Raw genomic sequence first — 15629 nt, forward strand, 5'->3', positions numbered from 1 at the left:
ATCGGTGTTCAGGCGCCTTGGGTGGCGGGCTGGCGTCGGCCGGCAACCCACTCCAGGCTGAGAACCAGCAGGATACCAGCGATTGCCAGGCCGACCGCCAGCAGCAATTGCGGGTCTTGCCCGGTCAGATCGCCAAAGGCGCCCGGCAACAGGTTCTGCTCCAGCAGCGGGGTCTTTTGCCCGTGCGAATCGAGACGCCAGGTCAAGGTCTGCTTCCACGGCCAGACCTTGTTCAGCGAGCCGAGCATCAGGCCGGTCAGAAAACCGAGCGTGAGGTCACGCCAGCGACGCAGCGTCCAGCTCAGCAGCCTGGCGAAACTCAGCAGGCCCACCAGGCAACCCAGCGCGAACACCGCCAGCACGGCGACATCAAGGCTTTTCACCGCGCCGAGCACTACCGGATACAAGCCCAGCAGCACCAGTATGAAGCTGCCGGAAATACCCGGCAGGATCATCGCGCAGATGGCGATCGCGCCCGCCAGAAACAGGCTGAGCATGTCGCTGCCCCATTGCACCGGCGCGGCCACGGTAATCCAGAACGCGAAAACGATGCCGGCGGCGAAAGCCAGCAGCAGCGGCAGGTTGCGCTGCTTGATCTCGCGCCCGACCAGATAGACCGACACCAGAATCAGACCGAAGAAAAACGACCAGACCGGGATCGGGTGTCGCTCCAGCAGGTAGGTGATCACCTTGGCGAGCGTGAAGACGCTGGTGAGAATGCCGGCGAACAGAACGAGCAGAAAGGATGCATTGGCGCGCGCCCAGGCCTCGGCAACACGCCCGCGCAACAGCGGACCTACCGCGGAGGGAAGCGATGCGATCGAGCGCAGCAGCTCGTCATAGATCCCCGTAATGAACGCGACCGTACCGCCCGAAACGCCAGGCACGACGTCGGCCGCGCCCATGGCCATGCCCTTGGCGTACAACAACAAAGCGTTTTTCATGCTTCCTTCCGCTGATGATCAGATCACAGGTCCATTGAGTAGCGGCACGAAGCGAACGGTATCCAACAATTGACGGGAGAATCCGTTTTCCTCTCGGATGATCAGCATCAGTTGCTGAACGTCGCCGGCCCCGACCGGAATCACCAGCCGCCCTCCGGGAGCCAGTTGATCGAGCAGGGCCTGCGGCACATCGGCTGCCGCTGCGGTGACGATGATGCCGTTGTAAGGTGCCAGTGCCGGCCAGCCTTCCCAGCCATCGCCCCAGCGAAAGACCACATTGCGCAACTTGAGTTCGCCGAGACGCTCCTTGGCTCGCTCCTGCAGCGCTTGGATTCGTTCGACGGAGAACACCCGCTCGACCAACTGCGCCAGCACGGCAGTCTGGTAGCCGGAGCCGGTACCGATCTCCAGCACCTTGTCCAGAGGGCCGTCAGCCAGCAGCAGCTCGCTCATCCTGGCCACCATGAAAGGCTGCGAGATCGTCTGGTTGTGGCCGATGGGCAGCGCCGTATCCTCGTAGGCACGATGCGCCAGCGCTTCGTCGACGAACAGGTGGCGTGGCGTACGCCTGATCACCTCGAGCACGTGCGGATTGGACAGGCCTTCCTCGTACAGGCGCTGGATCAGGCGATCGCGCGTACGCTGCGACGTCATCCCGGTGCCATGCAGCAGATCGGTCGGTACGCGGTGGTTCACAAGATGTCCTCCATCCAGCGATCCAGCCCCTGGAAGGCCTCATGGAAGGTACGATCCAGCTGCAACGGCGTGATCGAAACGTAGCCCTGCATGATGGCGTGGAAGTCAGTGCCCGGGCCGCCATCCTCGACGTCGCCCGCGACGGAAATCCAGTAGCCCTCCTTGCCTCGAGGATTGGCCTGGCGCACCGGCGGCTTGGCACGGCTTCGATGCCCGAGACGGGTCAGGCGGATACCACGGATATGGTCCAGCGGCAGGTTCGGCACGTTGACACTCAGCACGGTGCGCGGAGGCAGTTCGAGCTGCTCGTGCTTCTCCACCAGCACACGGGCGATATGCGCCGCGGTTGCCAGGTTGTCCGGGGAACGCGAAACGAGCGAGAAGGCAAAGGCCGGACGACCGGTGAAGCGCCCCTCGATCGCCGCCGCGACGGTCCCTGAATAGAGCACGTCGTCGCCCAGATTGGCACCGAGGTTGATCCCGGAGACCACCATGTCGGGCGTCTCTTCCAGCAGACCGTTGAGCCCCAGATGGACGCAATCGGTCGGCGAGCCGTTCAGCCCGATGAAGCCGTTGGGCATGGTCACCGGGTGCAGTGGCCGGTCGAGTGTCAGCGCACTGCTGGCACCGCTCATGTCCTGGATGGGGGCGACTACTCGGCACTCGGCATAGTCGGCCAGCGCGTCATAGAGCGCGGCGAGCCCAGGTGCATACACCCCGTCGTCGTTGGCGATCAGAATACGCATCAGATTTCCGTCTGCCCTGCCAGGCTGACCAGTTCACGCACCACGGCTGTGGCGAAGCACCCGGTCGGCAGGACGAATTCCAGTTGCAGAATGTCAGGCTCGGGATAATGCCACGACAAGTTGCCAATGGGGAGGCGCAGCACCCGCCGTTCATGCTTCATTCCAGCATCCGCAAGCCACTTGGCGATGGCCGGCTCGGTTGCCGCCACCCGCTGCTCAAGCGCCTGGATACGGCCGGTCGTCGGCGCGTCGCCCGCGCCCCAGAGTGGCCCCGTGGGATGCAGGTCGAGAATCGCCAGGCGAGGATCCTGACACTCGTCCTCACCGGCCGCGAAAAAGCTGCGACTGTCAGTGAAGGCCAGCAGGTCCCCGACCAGCGCCTGGTTCCAGGTACCGTCGGCGACACGCTCGGCCAGCACGCGGTTGAACAGATAGCTGCGCCCGGCCGAGAGCAACCGCGAGCGCAGGTTGCGCTGCTCCGGTAGTTCGCCCCTGCCGGCGAAGTCGCGCGCACCCTGCACGTTATTGCCCTGGTGACCGAAACGCTGCAGGCCGAAGTAATTCGGCACACCCTGCGCCTGGAGCTGGCGCAACCTTGCCTCGAGCAGCGCATGGTCAGCGTCGAGTTCGGTCAGGCGCAGCGTGAAGCCGTTCGCCGAGTGCGCACCGCGTTGCAGCTTGCGCTGATGGCGTACCGAGCGGAGCACCCGCAGGCTCTCGTCCTCGGCCCGTTTCAAGTCCGGGTCAGGGCGGCCCGGCAGGTGCAGGCTGAACCACTGGCGGGTCAGCGCCTGACGGTCCTTGAGGCCGGCATAACTGACCTGACGTAGCGGGACACCTGCAGCTCTGGCGATACGTCGTGCCGCCTCCTCGGTATTCAGCTGACGCTTTTCGACCCACAGCCAGAGGTGCTCGCCTTCGCCGGATAGCGGAATGTCCAGCACCTCATCGACCTGGAAGTCTTCGGCCACGGCCTTCAGCAACGCGCGACCGCAGGGCTCACCGTGCGCATGTGGTCCAAGCAGCTGCTCTTCGGTCATACCGCGACCAGCAGAGCGACCGCATGCACGGCAATGCCCTCCTCCCGCCCGGTGAAGCCGAGCTTCTCGGTCGTGGTGGCCTTGACGTTGACCTGGTCCAGGTCGACCTGCAGGTCCTCGGCAATCAATGCACGCATCGTCTCGATATGCGGCGCCATCTTCGGCGCCTGGGCGACGATGGTGGCGTCGACATTGCCCACCTTCCAGCCCTTGGACCGGACCTGTTCGAGCACGTGGCGCAGCAGCACGCGACTGTCGGCGCCCTTGAAGCGCGGATCGGTGTCCGGGAAATGCTTGCCGATGTCGCCCAGTGCCGCGGCACCGAGCAGCGCATCGGCCAGGGCATGCAGCAGTACATCGCCATCGGAATGCGCCAGCAGGCCGAATCTGTGAGGAATCCGCACGCCACCGAGCGTGATGAAGTCGCCCTCGCCGAAGCGGTGGACGTCGTAACCATGGCCGATACGCATGCGCACAACCCTTTCGAGAAATTGAAAGTGGCGATTCTACAGGAGCGCAGGGCTGTGGTGATTCCGGCGCCCAGGATCGACCACGGCGATGAGCACTATCGACCGAATCGATCCCATATCGCCTTTTGACGATATAGAGTTCGCCACATCCCGATATGCAACGAGCAGCGCCATGCAACCTACCCTGGACGATGCCATCAAGGCCCTGGCCCACCCGTTGCGCCGCGAAATCCTGTGCTGGTTGCGAGAACCCGAGCGGTATTTCCCCGAGCAACAGTACCCGCTGGACCTGGGTGTCTGCGCCGGCCAGATCGACAAGCGCGCCGGCCTGTCGCAGTCCACTGTCTCGGCGCACCTGGCCACGCTCCAGCGTGCCGGGTTGGTCAGCAGTCGCAAGGTGGGGCAATGGCACTTCTTCAGGCGCAACGATGCGGCCATCGAGCGCTTTCTCACGCAACTGCGGCAATCCCTGTGATCGAGCCGCGCTTCAACCGATGAATCATCCACGTTCAAGGAGCACTCTGATGCCCACACTCTTCGACCCGATCAAGATCGGCGACCTGGAACTGTCCAACCGCATCATCATGGCGCCGCTGACGCGCTGCCGTGCCGAACCGGGACGTGTGCCGGGCGACCTGATGGTGGAGTACTACAGCCAGCGCGCGGATGCCGGGCTGATCATCAGTGAAGCCACATCGGTCACGCCCATGGGCGTCGGCTACCCGGACACCCCCGGCATCTGGTCGGCCGAGCAGGTTCAGGGCTGGAAGAAGATCACCGAAGCCGTACATGCCAAGGGCGGCAAGATCGTCCTGCAGCTATGGCACGTCGGGCGCATCTCCGACCCGATCTACCTGGACGGCCAGCTGCCGGTCGCGCCGAGCGCCATCAAGCCTGCCGGGCATGTCAGCCTGGTCCGTCCGATGAAGGACTACGAGACCCCGCGCGCGCTGGAGACAGCCGAGATCCCGGGGATCATCGAGGCCTACCGCAAGGGCGCGGAAAATGCCAAGGAAGCCGGTTTCGACGGCGTGGAGATCCATGGCGCCAATGGCTACCTGCTCGACCAGTTCCTGCAGGACAGCACCAACCAGCGCACCGACCAGTACGGTGGCTCGTTGGAAAACCGCGCACGCCTGATGCTGGAGGTGACCGACGCCGCCATCTCGGTCTGGGGCGCCGGACGCGTCGGCGTACATCTGGCGCCGCGTGCCGATTCCCACGACATGGGTGATTCCAACCGCGCCGAAACCTTTGGCTACGTTGCCCGCGAACTGGGCAAACGCGGCGTCGCCTTTATCTGCACCCGCGAGAAGGCCGGCGAAGACAGCCTAGGCCCGCAGCTCAAGCAACTGTTCGGGGGTGTCTACATCGCCAACGAGCGCTTTACCAAGGAGCAGGCCGGCACCTGGCTCGCGGAAGGCAAGGCCGACGCCGTGGCCTTTGGTATTCCCTACATCGCCAACCCGGATCTGGTCGAACGCCTGCGCCGGGACGCGCCGCTCAACGAGCCGCGGCCCGAGCTCTTCTATGCCAAGGGCGCCGAAGGCTATACCGATTACCCGTCGCTCTAGCTCCTTGCGACGGAAAGGCCCGACCGGGAAACCGGCCGGGCCTTTTTTGTGCGTTCGATTCAATAGCGCCGCCGCCGGGTCGTCGCATCGCCGCGAAGCCCGGTTGGCCCGGCACCAACCGGAGCAGACGCGTGGATGAGGCTGCGCCGTCATCCACCCTACGCGCCCTGCAAAGCACCGCTTCCGTAGGGTGGAAAACCGCCAGCGTTTTCCACGCCGCAGCACCACGCAAACGCCGCAGCACCAGCACCAGCACCAGCACCGAACCGGAGCAGACGCGTGGATGAGGCTGCGCCGTCATCCACCCTACGCGCCCTGCAAAGCACCGCCTCCGCCGGATGGAAAACCGCCCAGCGTTCTCCACGCCGCCAGCGCAGCATGCAAACCCGGCGGCGAAAGCGCCGCGTCGGAGCAGATTCGTGGACGGGGGCTGGGCCGCCCTCCCCTACGCCTTCAGCGCCTCGGCGTGGTGGCGCAGGTGGTCATCGATGAAGCTGGCGATGAAGTAGTAGCTATGGTCGTAGCCCGGCTGGATGCGCAACCGTAGCGGATGGCCGGCCGCGTCGGCGACTGCCTGGAGCGCGTCGGGCTTTAGCTGGCCGTGCATGAAGTCGTCACGGTCGCCCTGATCGACCAGTAGCGGCAGGCGCTCCTTCGCCTCGGCGAGCAACGCGCAGGCGTCCCATGCGCGCCAGCGGGAACGATCCGCCCCCAGATAGCGGGAGAATGCCTTTTCGCCCCAGGGACAGGCCATCGGATTGCTGATGGGCGCAAAAGCCGATAGTGAGCGATAACGCCCGGGGTTCTTCAGGGCGCAGACGAGCGCGCCATGCCCGCCCATGGAATGTCCGCTGATGCCACGCCGGTCGGATACCGGAAAGTTGGCCTCGATCAACGCCGGCAGCTCGTCCACCACGTAGTCGTACATTCGGTAATGCTGTGCCCAGGGCTCCTCGGTGGCGTTCAGATAGAACCCCGCGCCCAGGCCGAAATCCCAGGCACCGTCCGGGTCATCCGGCACGCCGTCGCCGCGCGGGCTGGTATCCGGCGCCACGATGACCAGACCGAGTTCGGCCGCCAGTCGCTGGGCGCCCGCCTTCTGCATGAAGTTCTCATCGGTACAGGTCAGGCCGGAGAGCCAGTAGAGTACCGGCAGCTTCTCTCCCTGCTCAGCCTGCGGCGGCAGGTATACGGCAAACACCATGTCGCATCCCAGGCTGCTGGAGCGGTGTCGGTAGCGCTTGTGCCAGCCACCAAAGCTCTTGTTGCTGGAAACGATCTCAAGGGCCATGCGAACCTCCGTAGAATGCGCCTTGCGCACCGGTATCCAGGGTGCGCAAGAAGCCGGTGAGCGCCCGTGCAGCTCACCGATCTGGCTCAGAAGTGGATGACGGTACGAATGCTCTTGCCTTCGTGCATCAGATCGAAGGCCTTGTTGATGTCGTCCAGGCCCATTGTGTGGGTAATGAAGGTGTCCAGCGGAATTTCGCCCTTCTGCGATTTCTCGACGTAGCCGGGCAGTTCCGTGCGCCCCTTGACGCCGCCGAACGCGCTGCCGCGCCAGACCCGGCCGGTGACCAACTGGAACGGCCGCGTGCTGATCTCGGCGCCAGCAGGGGCCACGCCGATGATGGTCGACTCGCCCCAGCCCTTGTGGCAGCACTCCAGTGCGGCGCGCATCAGCTGCACATTGCCGACACACTCGAAGCTGTAGTCCACGCCGCCATCGGTCATTTCGACGATGACCTCTTGGATCGGTCGCGCATGGTCCTTGGGATTGACGAAATCGGTGGCGCCCAGCTCGCGCGCTACAGCGAACTTTTCCGGGTTGATATCGATGGCGATGATGCGGCTGGCCTTGGCCATCTTGGCGCCGATGATGGCCGCCAGGCCGATGCCACCCAGACCGAAGATGGCGACGGTGGAGCCCTCTTCGACCTTGGCGGTGTTGAGCACCGCACCGATTCCGGTGGTAACGCCGCAGCCGAGCAGGCAGACCTTCTCCAGCGGCGCTTCCTTGGGAATCACCGCTACGGATACTTCCGGCAGCACGGTGTATTCGGAGAAGGTCGAGCAGCCCATGTAGTGGTAAACCGGCTGGCCGTTGTAGGAAAAGCGCGTGCTTCCATCCGGCATCAGGCCCTTGCCTTGGGTCGCACGCACCGAGCTGCACAGGTTGGTCTTGCCCGACTTGCAGAATTTGCACTCTCGACATTCAGCCGTGTACAGCGGAATCACATGATCACCGACCTTCACCGAGGTCACGCCCTCGCCCACGGCCTCGACGATGCCACCTCCCTCGTGGCCGAGAATGCAGGGAAACACGCCTTCGCTGTCCTGGCCGGACAGGGTGTAGGCATCGGTATGGCAAACGCCGCTGGCGACGATACGCACCAGCACTTCACCCGCCTTGGGCGGCTCGACGTCCACCTCGACGATCTTCAGCGGCTCGTTAGGGGCAAAGGCGACGGCAGCACGGGACTTGATGGTCATGGCTCACTCTCGATGGGTTGCAGTCGGGTGAGTATAATTTCTCTTCAGGTAGGGATAATCTCGTTTTTTCTCAAAACATTAGTGCTGCAAAGCAATAATCGAGGGCCGCATGAGCCGCTGGGAAGGTCTGGACGAGTTCGTTGCCGTTGCCGAACAGGGCAGCTTCATGGCCGCCGCGCAGAAGCTGCGCGTGTCGTCGTCGCATGTCAGCCGCCAGGTCGCACGCCTGGAGGAACGCCTGCAGACGCGCCTGCTATATCGCACCACCCGTCGCGTTTCACTGACCGATGCCGGTCATCACTTCTTCGCCCGTTGCCAGCGCCTGATCGAGGAACGCGACGATGCCTTCAGCGCCGTCAGCGATCAGAACAGCGTGCCCAGCGGCCTGCTGCGCATGACCGCTGCCGTCGCCTATGGAGAGCGGTTCATCGTGCCACTGGTGAACGACTTCATGGCGCGTCATCCGCAGCTGCGGGTGGAGATCGAGCTGTCCAATCGCACGCTCGACCTGGTCCAGGAAGGCTTCGATCTCGCGATCCGCCTAGGTCGGCTGGGCGAATCGCGGCTGGTCGCAACACGAATCGCACCTCGCGTCATGTATCTGTGTGCCGCACCGGCGTATCTGGAACGTTACGGCCGCCCGCACACGCTCTCCGAGCTGGCACGGCACAACTGCCTGATCGGCACCAGCGACACCTGGATGCTGCAGGTCGACGGCCGCGAGCAGCATTTCAAGCCTTCGGGCAACTGGCGCTGCAACAGTGGCCATGCCGTGCTCGATGCAGCGCTGCGCGGCTTCGGCATCTGCCAACTGCCTGATTACTACGTTCAGGAACCGCTACGCCGAGGCGAACTGGTTGCGCTGCTTTCGGCGCACCAGCCGCCGGACACCGCCGTCTGGGCCGTTTATCCGCAGCGCCGGCTGCTGTCCGCGAAGGTCGGTGGCCTGATCGAGGCACTGAAAGCGGGACTGGCCGCCGCGCCGGAATACGCCCGTAGATGAGCGCCGTTTCGCCTGTTCGGTCGTCTGTCCGGCGTCCGGACGGGCGTTGGAACCCTGCCCTGCTGGCCCCGTCGTAACTGGAAAGCCAGAGCGTCGGCGTCTGGTTTTTGCCAAGCCATGCCATCAGGAGAATTCCATGCTCATCCAGGTAAACAGCAATCACAGCATCGAAATGTCCCAGGGCCTGGAGGACCGCGTCCGCGCCACCCTGGAAGACGAGCTGGAGCGATTCGACGAATACCTGACGCGTCTGGAGGTTCACCTCAACGACGAGAACGGCAGCAAGAGCGGCCCGCAGGACAAGCGCTGCCAGATCGAGGCCCGTCTCAAGCACCACGAACCGCTATCGGTAACGCACAAGGCCGAGTCGCTGGACCTGGCCATCGACGGCGCAGCGGAGAAGATGCTGCACGCGCTCGACCATCTCACCGGCAAGCTCAGCCGCTGACCTCACCCTTTCACCGGCCCCTGTTGCGAGGTACCCCATGCCAAGCGATCTGAACCGAGACACCTTGAAGGAGCTGCTGGCGGTGCGCCAGCGTCCATGTCTGTCGCTGTATCAGCCGACCCACAGGAGTTTTCCCGAGCGAGAGCAGGACCCCATTCGTTTCAAACACTTGGTACGTCAGTTGGAGGACGCCCTTAAACAGCAGCACTGCGACCAGCCCGAGACGCTGCTCGCGCCTTTCCGGGCGCTGATCGACGACGCCGATTTCTGGAATAACAGCCGCGACGGCCTGGCCATCTTCGCCGCGCCGGGCTATTTCAAGATCTTTCGCCCGCAGCGTCGGGTCGCCGAACTGGCCGTGGCGAACGAGCGCATGCACGTCAAGCCACTACTGCGTATCGCCCAGTCCGCCGACCGTTACCAGATTCTGGCGCTGACGATGGATTCGGTACGGCTCTACGAGGGCAACCGGGACGGCATCGATCAGGTTCGACTGGCCGACGGCGTCCCCGCCACGCTCGAGCAGGCGCTGGGCCGCGAGTTGACCGACAAGGGCCAGAGCGGTTTCCCGCAGGGCTACAGCCGCGCCGGTGAGCGGGGCGACCCGATGCAGGTGGAGGCCGGTGGTGCCGGGCGTCAAGCCGAGATGGACCGTGACCGTGAGCGTTTCTTCCGCGAAGTGGACCGGGCCATCCTCGAACATCACTCCAAGCGTTCTGGCCTGCCGCTGATACTGGCGGCGCTGCCGGATCACCAGGCGCATTTCCGCAAGCTCAGCCATAACCCGCACCTGCTCGCCGAGGGCATCGACAACGATCCGTCCCTGCTTAGCCAGAACGAGCTGCGCGAGAAGAGCTGGTTGGTGATGCAGCCGCGCTACATCAAGCGCCTGGAAGGCTTCATCGATCGCTTCGGGGAATCGCTCGGTCAGGGACTGGCCAGCGAGGCCATCGAGGAAATCGGTCGCGCGACCCGTGAGGGGCGCGTCGCCACGCTGCTGGTCGAGGCGGACCGCCGCATTCCGGGCCAGGTCGACAAGGATGAGGCCAAGGCCCTGCCTGCCGAAGAGGCCGACGCCTCGACACCCGATCTGCTCGACGAACTGACCGTCTGGACGCTGGAACAGGGCGGTGAAGTCATCGCGGTGCCGGCCGAGCGCATACCGACGCAAAGCGGAGCGGCGGCGCTGTATCGGTTCTAGGTCAGAACCCAGCCCCGCAGACCGGCTCAGGCCGGGCTGCGGGGCACGCCTGTCACCTCAGCGTGGACCCCACTGCAACTGCAACCACTGGAGGTCATCCGGACGGGTGACCTTGATGTTGTCCGCGCGCCCTTCCACTACCCGCGGACGATGGCCGAGCCACTCGATCGCCGAGGCCTCGTCCGTGATTTCCGCACCCGCCTGGGCCGCCCCGGTCAGTGCCTGGCGCAACAAGCCCAGGCGAAACATCTGCGGGGTATAGGCCAGCCAGATCGGGCGGCGGTCGACCGTCTGCTCGACGCGACCGTCGGCCGCGACGCGCTTGAGCGTGTCCTTCGCCGGAACGGCCAGCAACCCGCCGACCGGATCCTCGCCGAGCTGGTCGAGTAACCGCTGCAGGTCTTCATCCGCAAGATTGGGGCGTGCCGCATCGTGCACCAATACCCAGTCCCCATCGAGGGCGCCGAGGTCTTTCAGCCGCTCGAGACCGGCCAGTACCGAGTCGGCACGTTCTCTCCCGCCTGCTGCGCGACTGATCCGCGGGTCAGCCGCGCAGCCCAGCATCGGCCACCAGGGATCGTCCGGTGCAAGGGCGACCACCACACCTCGAACGCCGGCACGGCCCAGAAAACAGCCAAGGGTATGTTCAAGAATCGTGCGGTCACCGAGCTGCAGGTATTGCTTGGGGCGGTCAGCAGCCATGCGACTGCCAATGCCGGCAGCAGGAATCACCACCCAGAAAGAGGTCGGTCGGTTGTTCATTCGGTGAGCTGGTAGAGGGTTTCGCCTTCCTTGACCATGCCCAGCTCATGGCGGGCACGCTCCTCGACGGTTTCCATGCCCTGTTTGAGCTCCATCACCTCGGCCTCGAGGATGCGATTGCGCTCGAGCAGGCGCTTGTTCTCGCCTTGCTGCTCCTCGATCTGCTTGTTGAGGCTGCTGATCTGCGCCAGGCTCCCTTCGCCCACCCACAAGCGGTACTGCAGACCGCCCAGCAGCAGGATCAGCACGACGAACAGCCAGTATGGGCTACGCAATGAAGGCATGAACGGTATCGGTCGCGGTTCGAAAAAGAAGGATGCACTACGGGAGCAGCAAGTCTCGCCATTGTCGCCGCAACGATTGAAACAAAAAAGGGCGACTTACGCCGCCCTTTTCCCGATCTTCCGATCAGCCGCGGAATTCGGCGCGGCCGTTGTACGGCGCCTTGCCGGCCAGCTGCTCCTCGATGCGCAGCAGCTGGTTGTACTTCGACACGCGGTCGGAGCGGCACAGCGAACCGGTCTTGATCTGACCAGCGGCAGTACCAACCGCCAGGTCGGCGATGGTGCTGTCTTCGGTCTCGCCGGAACGGTGCGAGATCACTGCCGTGTAACCCGCCGCCTTGGCCATCTGGATGGCTTCGAGGGTCTCGGTCAGCGAGCCGATCTGGTTGAACTTGATCAGGATCGAGTTGGCGATGCCCTTGTCGATGCCTTCCTTGAGGATCTTGGTGTTGGTCACGAACAGGTCGTCACCGACCAGCTGAACCTTCTCGCCGATCTTGTCGGTCAGCGCCTTCCAGCCTGCCCAGTCGGACTCGTCCATGCCGTCTTCGATGGAGATGATCGGGTAGCGCTGAGTCAGGCCCGCCAGGTAATCGGCGAAGCCTTCGGCGTCGAACACCTTGCCTTCACCGGCCAGGTCGTACTTGCCGTCCTTGTAGAACTCGCTGGAAGCGCAGTCCAGGGCCAGGGTCACGTCGCTGCCCAGCTTGTAGCCGGCCTTCTCGACCGCCTCGGCGATGGCGCCCAGCGCATCCTCGTTGGAGGCCAGGTTCGGCGCAAAGCCGCCCTCGTCGCCCACTGCGGTATTCAGGCCACGAGCCTTGAGCACCGCTTTCAGGTGGTGGAAGATCTCGGCGCCCATGCGCAGCGCATCGGCGAACGTCTTGGCGCCGACCGGCTGGACCATGAATTCCTGGATGTCGACATTGTTGTCGGCGTGCTCGCCGCCATTGATGATGTTCATCATCGGCACCGGCATCGAATACTGGCCGGGGGTGCCATTCAGGTCGGCGATGTGCGCATACAGCGGTACGCCCTTGGCCTGTGCAGCTGCCTTGGCAGCTGCCAGGGACACGGCGAGGATCGCGTTGGCGCCCAGCTTGGCCTTGTTCTCGGTACCGTCCAGCTCGATCATCGCCTGGTCCAGCGCCTTCTGGTCGACCGGGTCCTTGCCCAGCAGCAGGTCACGGATCGGACCGTTGACGTTGGCTACGGCGTTCAGCACGCCCTTGCCCAGGTAACGACTCTTGTCGCCGTCGCGCAGCTCGAGCGCCTCGCGCGAACCCGTGGAGGCGCCGGACGGTGCACAAGCACTGCCAACAATGCCGTTGTCCAGGATCACGTCGGCTTCCACTGTCGGGTTGCCGCGGGAATCGAGCACCTCACGTCCCTTGATATCGACGATCTTTGCCATTGTTATTAACACTCCGTAGATAGCTGCAAGGCTTCAAGCAGTTTCGATTGGCGGGAAATTCTTGATCAGGTCATCCAGCTGCTTGAGCTGGGTGAGGAAGGGCTCGAGCTTGTCCAGGCGCAGGGCACAGGGGCCGTCGCACTTGGCCTGGTCGGGGTTCGGATGCGCCTCGAGGAAGAGTCCGGCCAACCCCTGGGAAAGGCCGGCCTTGGCCAGGTCGGTGACCTGGGCACGACGACCGCCAGCCGAGTCGGCACGACCGCCCGGCATCTGCAGCGCATGGGTGACGTCGAAGAACACCGGGTACTCGAACTGCTTCATGATGCCGAAGCCAAGCATGTCGACGACCAGGTTGTTGTAGCCGAAGGACGAGCCACGTTCGCAGAGGATCAGCTGGTCGTTACCGGCCTCCTCGCACTTCTTCAGGATGTGCTTCATCTCCTGCGGCGCGAGGAACTGCGCCTTCTTGATGTTAATCACCGCACCGGTCTTGGCCATGGCCACCACCAGGTCGGTCTGCCGCGAGAGGAAGGCCGGCAGCTGGATGATGTCACAGACCTCAGCGACCGGCTGGGCCTGCCATGGCTCGTGTACGTCGGTGATGACCGGCACGCCAAAGGTCTTCTTCACTTCCTCGAAGATTTTCATGCCCTCTTCCAGGCCCGGGCCGCGGAAGGAGGTGATCGAGGAGCGGTTGGCCTTGTCGAAGCTCGCCTTGAACACGTAGGGAATGCCGAGCTTCTCGGTCACCCGCACATATTCTTCACAGGCCTGCATGGCCAGATCCCGCGATTCGAGGACATTGATGCCGCCGAACAGCACGAACGGCTTGTCGTTGGCGATCTCGATGTTGCCTACGCGAATGGTCTTCTGGCTCATGCCTTCTTCGCCTTGTATTCCAGCGCTGCGTTGACGAAACCGCTGAACAGCGGATGTCCGTCACGCGGGGTGGACGTGAATTCGGGGTGGAACTGACAGGCAACGAACCAGGGATGCTCCGGCGCCTCGACCACTTCGACCAATGCGCCGTCGCCGGAACGGCCAGTGATCTTCAAGCCAGCCGCCTGCAGTTGCGGCAGTAGATTGTTGTTCACTTCGTAGCGATGGCGATGGCGCTCGATGATGCGCTCCTGCCCGTAGCATTCGAATACCTTCGAACCAGGCTCGAGCGTGCATTCTTGTGCCCCCAGACGCATGGTGCCGCCCAGGTCCGAGGCTTCGGTGCGCACTTCGGTATTACCGGAGGCATCGGCCCACTCGGTGATCAGGCCCACTACCGGATGACCGCTGTCCTTGTCGAACTCGGTCGAATTGGCATCGCTCCAGCCGAGCACATCGCGGGCGTATTCGATGACCGCGACCTGCATACCCAGACAGATACCCAGATAGGGAATGTTGTTCTCGCGAGCGTATTTCACCGTGGCGATCTTGCCCTCGACGCCGCGCAGCCCGAAACCACCGGGAACGAGGATTGCGTCGACACCTTCGAGCAGGCTGGTGCCCTGGTTTTCGATGTCTTCGGAGTCGATGTAGCGCAGGTTCACTTTCGTGCGGCTCTGGATGCCAGCGTGGCTCATGGCCTCGATCAGAGACTTGTAGGCATCCAGAAGTTCCATGTACTTGCCGACCATGGCGATGGTGACTTCCTTCTCCGGATGCAGCTTGGCATCGACCACACGATCCCACTCGGAGAGGTCCGCTCCACCGCACTTGAGGTCGAAGCGCTCGACGACGTAATCATCCAGTCCCTGTGCATGCAGAATGCCGGGGATCCGGTAAATGGTGTCGGCATCCGGCAGGCTGATCACCGCACGCTCTTCGACGTTGGTGAACAGGGCGATCTTGCGCCGCGAGGAGACATCGATCGGATGATCGGAACGGCAGACCAGCACGTCCGGCTGCAGGCCGATGGAGCGCAGCTCCTTGACCGAATGCTGGGTCGGCTTGGTCTTGGTCTCGCCGGCGGTGGCGATGTAAGGCACCAGCGTCAGGTGCATCAGCATCGCACGCTTGGCACCGACTTCCACGCGCAGCTGGCGGATCGCCTCGAGGAAGGGTTGCGATTCGATATCGCCGACAGTACCGCCGACTTCCACCAGGGCCACGTCGGCATCGCCGGCGCCCTTGATGATGCGGCGCTTGATCTCGTCGGTGATGTGCGGGATGACCTGAATGGTCGCCCCCAGGTAGTCGCCGCGACGCTCGCGACGCAGCACGTCCTCATAGACGCGACCGGTGGTGAAGTTGTTGTTCTGGGTCATGCGGGTGCGGATGAACCGCTCGTAGTGGCCCAGGTCGAGGTCGGTCTCGGCGCCGTCGTGGGTGACGAACACTTCGCCGTGCTGGAACGGGCTCATGGTGCCCGGATCAACGTTGATGTAAGGGTCCAGCTTCAGCATCGTGACCTTCAGGCCCCGCGCCTCCAGGATGGCCGCCAATGAAGCCGAGGCGATGCCTTTCCCCAATGAAGAAACAACACCACCCGTGACGAAGATGTAGCGCGTCATAAGAACCCTAGAAGTCTGCGTTAAGCGGCCGGCGCCGCCGGGGGAAG

16 protein-coding genes and 1 pseudogene are annotated in these 15629 nt (G+C 63.8%); 5 read left to right on the forward strand and 12 right to left on the reverse strand.

Going from position 1 to position 15629, the window contains the following annotated elements; genetic code table 11:
* Positions 1-8 precede the first annotated feature (8 nt).
* Genes CL52_RS12605 through ispF form a run of 5 tightly spaced genes read right to left on the reverse strand, consistent with a single transcriptional unit; the run spans position 9 to position 3896 of the window.
* Positions 9-944, reverse strand: coding sequence for a polyprenyl-phosphate transporter (locus CL52_RS12605; protein ID WP_043221019.1), 936 nt, complete (start codon positions 942-944; stop codon positions 9-11).
* An 18-nt stretch (positions 945-962) separates the two neighbouring features.
* Positions 963-1598 carry a protein-L-isoaspartate(D-aspartate) O-methyltransferase gene (locus CL52_RS12610; RefSeq protein WP_041104615.1) on the reverse strand — a complete coding sequence of 212 codons (636 nt, stop codon included), beginning with the start codon at positions 1596-1598 and terminating at the stop codon, positions 963-965.
* Between the two features lie 38 nt (positions 1599-1636).
* Entirely contained in the window at positions 1637-2386 is a 750-nt protein-coding gene (gene surE / locus CL52_RS12615) for a 5'/3'-nucleotidase SurE (protein WP_041104524.1), read from the reverse strand.
* Positions 2386-3426 (reverse strand): tRNA pseudouridine(13) synthase TruD, encoded by a 1041-nt coding sequence (truD, locus tag CL52_RS12620; protein ID WP_043221023.1) that lies wholly within the window; start codon positions 3424-3426, stop codon positions 2386-2388. The genes surE and truD overlap by 1 nt, the downstream gene beginning before the upstream one ends.
* A complete protein-coding gene (ispF, locus tag CL52_RS12625; RefSeq protein WP_043223175.1) occupies positions 3423-3896 on the reverse strand; it encodes a 2-C-methyl-D-erythritol 2,4-cyclodiphosphate synthase in 474 nt (157 codons plus the stop codon). Before ispF ends, truD begins: the two co-directional genes overlap by 4 nt.
* Positions 3897-4068: 172 nt before the next feature.
* On the opposite strand from ispF, the gene CL52_RS12630 reads away from it, so the two are divergent.
* Together CL52_RS12630 and CL52_RS12635 are read left to right on the forward strand one after the other, a co-directional pair.
* The gene (locus CL52_RS12630) at positions 4069-4371 is read left to right on the forward strand and encodes an ArsR/SmtB family transcription factor (RefSeq protein ID WP_041104518.1); all 303 of its coding nucleotides are present in this window, start codon (positions 4069-4071) and stop codon (positions 4369-4371) included.
* A 49-nt stretch (positions 4372-4420) separates the two neighbouring features.
* Positions 4421-5470 carry an alkene reductase gene (locus CL52_RS12635; protein ID WP_041104516.1) on the forward strand — a complete coding sequence of 350 codons (1050 nt, stop codon included), beginning with the start codon at positions 4421-4423 and terminating at the stop codon, positions 5468-5470.
* Between the two features lie 445 nt (positions 5471-5915).
* Here the strand turns inward: CL52_RS12635 and fghA are convergent, their stop codons facing one another.
* The gene (gene fghA, locus CL52_RS12640) at positions 5916-6761 is read right to left on the reverse strand and encodes an S-formylglutathione hydrolase (RefSeq protein ID WP_043221025.1); all 846 of its coding nucleotides are present in this window, start codon (positions 6759-6761) and stop codon (positions 5916-5918) included.
* An 86-nt stretch (positions 6762-6847) separates the two neighbouring features.
* The gene (locus tag CL52_RS12645; RefSeq protein WP_041104511.1) at positions 6848-7963 is read right to left on the reverse strand and encodes an S-(hydroxymethyl)glutathione dehydrogenase/class III alcohol dehydrogenase; all 1116 of its coding nucleotides are present in this window, start codon (positions 7961-7963) and stop codon (positions 6848-6850) included.
* Positions 7964-8072: 109 nt separating this feature from the next.
* Between CL52_RS12645 and CL52_RS12650 the strand changes: the two genes are divergently transcribed.
* The 3 genes and pseudogenes from CL52_RS12650 to CL52_RS12660 all read left to right on the forward strand — a co-directional run bounded on the left by CL52_RS12650 (position 8073) and on the right by CL52_RS12660 (position 10615).
* Positions 8073-8966 (forward strand): LysR substrate-binding domain-containing protein, encoded by an 894-nt coding sequence (locus CL52_RS12650; protein WP_043221028.1) that lies wholly within the window; start codon positions 8073-8075, stop codon positions 8964-8966.
* Between the two features lie 136 nt (positions 8967-9102).
* A pseudogene (locus tag CL52_RS12655) lies at positions 9103-9405 on the forward strand (HPF/RaiA family ribosome-associated protein); the annotation flags it as partial.
* Positions 9406-9451: 46 nt separating this feature from the next.
* Positions 9452-10615 (forward strand): baeRF3 domain-containing protein, encoded by a 1164-nt coding sequence (locus CL52_RS12660; RefSeq protein ID WP_043221030.1) that lies wholly within the window; start codon positions 9452-9454, stop codon positions 10613-10615.
* Between the two features lie 57 nt (positions 10616-10672).
* On the opposite strand, the gene ispD is transcribed toward CL52_RS12660, so the two are convergent.
* From ispD to pyrG, 5 genes are all read right to left on the reverse strand, one after another.
* Positions 10673-11377: a 2-C-methyl-D-erythritol 4-phosphate cytidylyltransferase gene (gene ispD / locus CL52_RS12665; RefSeq protein ID WP_043221032.1), complete on the reverse strand. Its 705-nt coding sequence runs from the start codon at positions 11375-11377 to the stop codon at positions 10673-10675.
* Positions 11374-11652, reverse strand: a complete 279-nt coding sequence (ftsB, locus tag CL52_RS12670) for a cell division protein FtsB (protein ID WP_041104612.1) — start codon at positions 11650-11652, stop codon at positions 11374-11376. Before ftsB ends, ispD begins: the two co-directional genes overlap by 4 nt.
* A gap of 133 nt (positions 11653-11785) precedes the next feature.
* A complete protein-coding gene (gene eno, locus CL52_RS12675; RefSeq protein ID WP_041104501.1) occupies positions 11786-13075 on the reverse strand; it encodes a phosphopyruvate hydratase in 1290 nt (429 codons plus the stop codon).
* Between the two features lie 33 nt (positions 13076-13108).
* Positions 13109-13954, reverse strand: coding sequence for a 3-deoxy-8-phosphooctulonate synthase (gene kdsA, locus CL52_RS12680; protein WP_041104500.1), 846 nt, complete (start codon positions 13952-13954; stop codon positions 13109-13111).
* A complete protein-coding gene (gene pyrG, locus CL52_RS12685) occupies positions 13951-15582 on the reverse strand; it encodes a CTP synthase (protein ID WP_041104499.1) in 1632 nt (543 codons plus the stop codon). The genes kdsA and pyrG overlap by 4 nt, the downstream gene beginning before the upstream one ends.
* Positions 15583-15629 lie beyond the last annotated feature (47 nt).

It is taken from the genome of Stutzerimonas balearica DSM 6083 (assembly GCF_000818015.1).
Taxonomy (GTDB): domain Bacteria; phylum Pseudomonadota; class Gammaproteobacteria; order Pseudomonadales; family Pseudomonadaceae; genus Stutzerimonas; species Stutzerimonas balearica.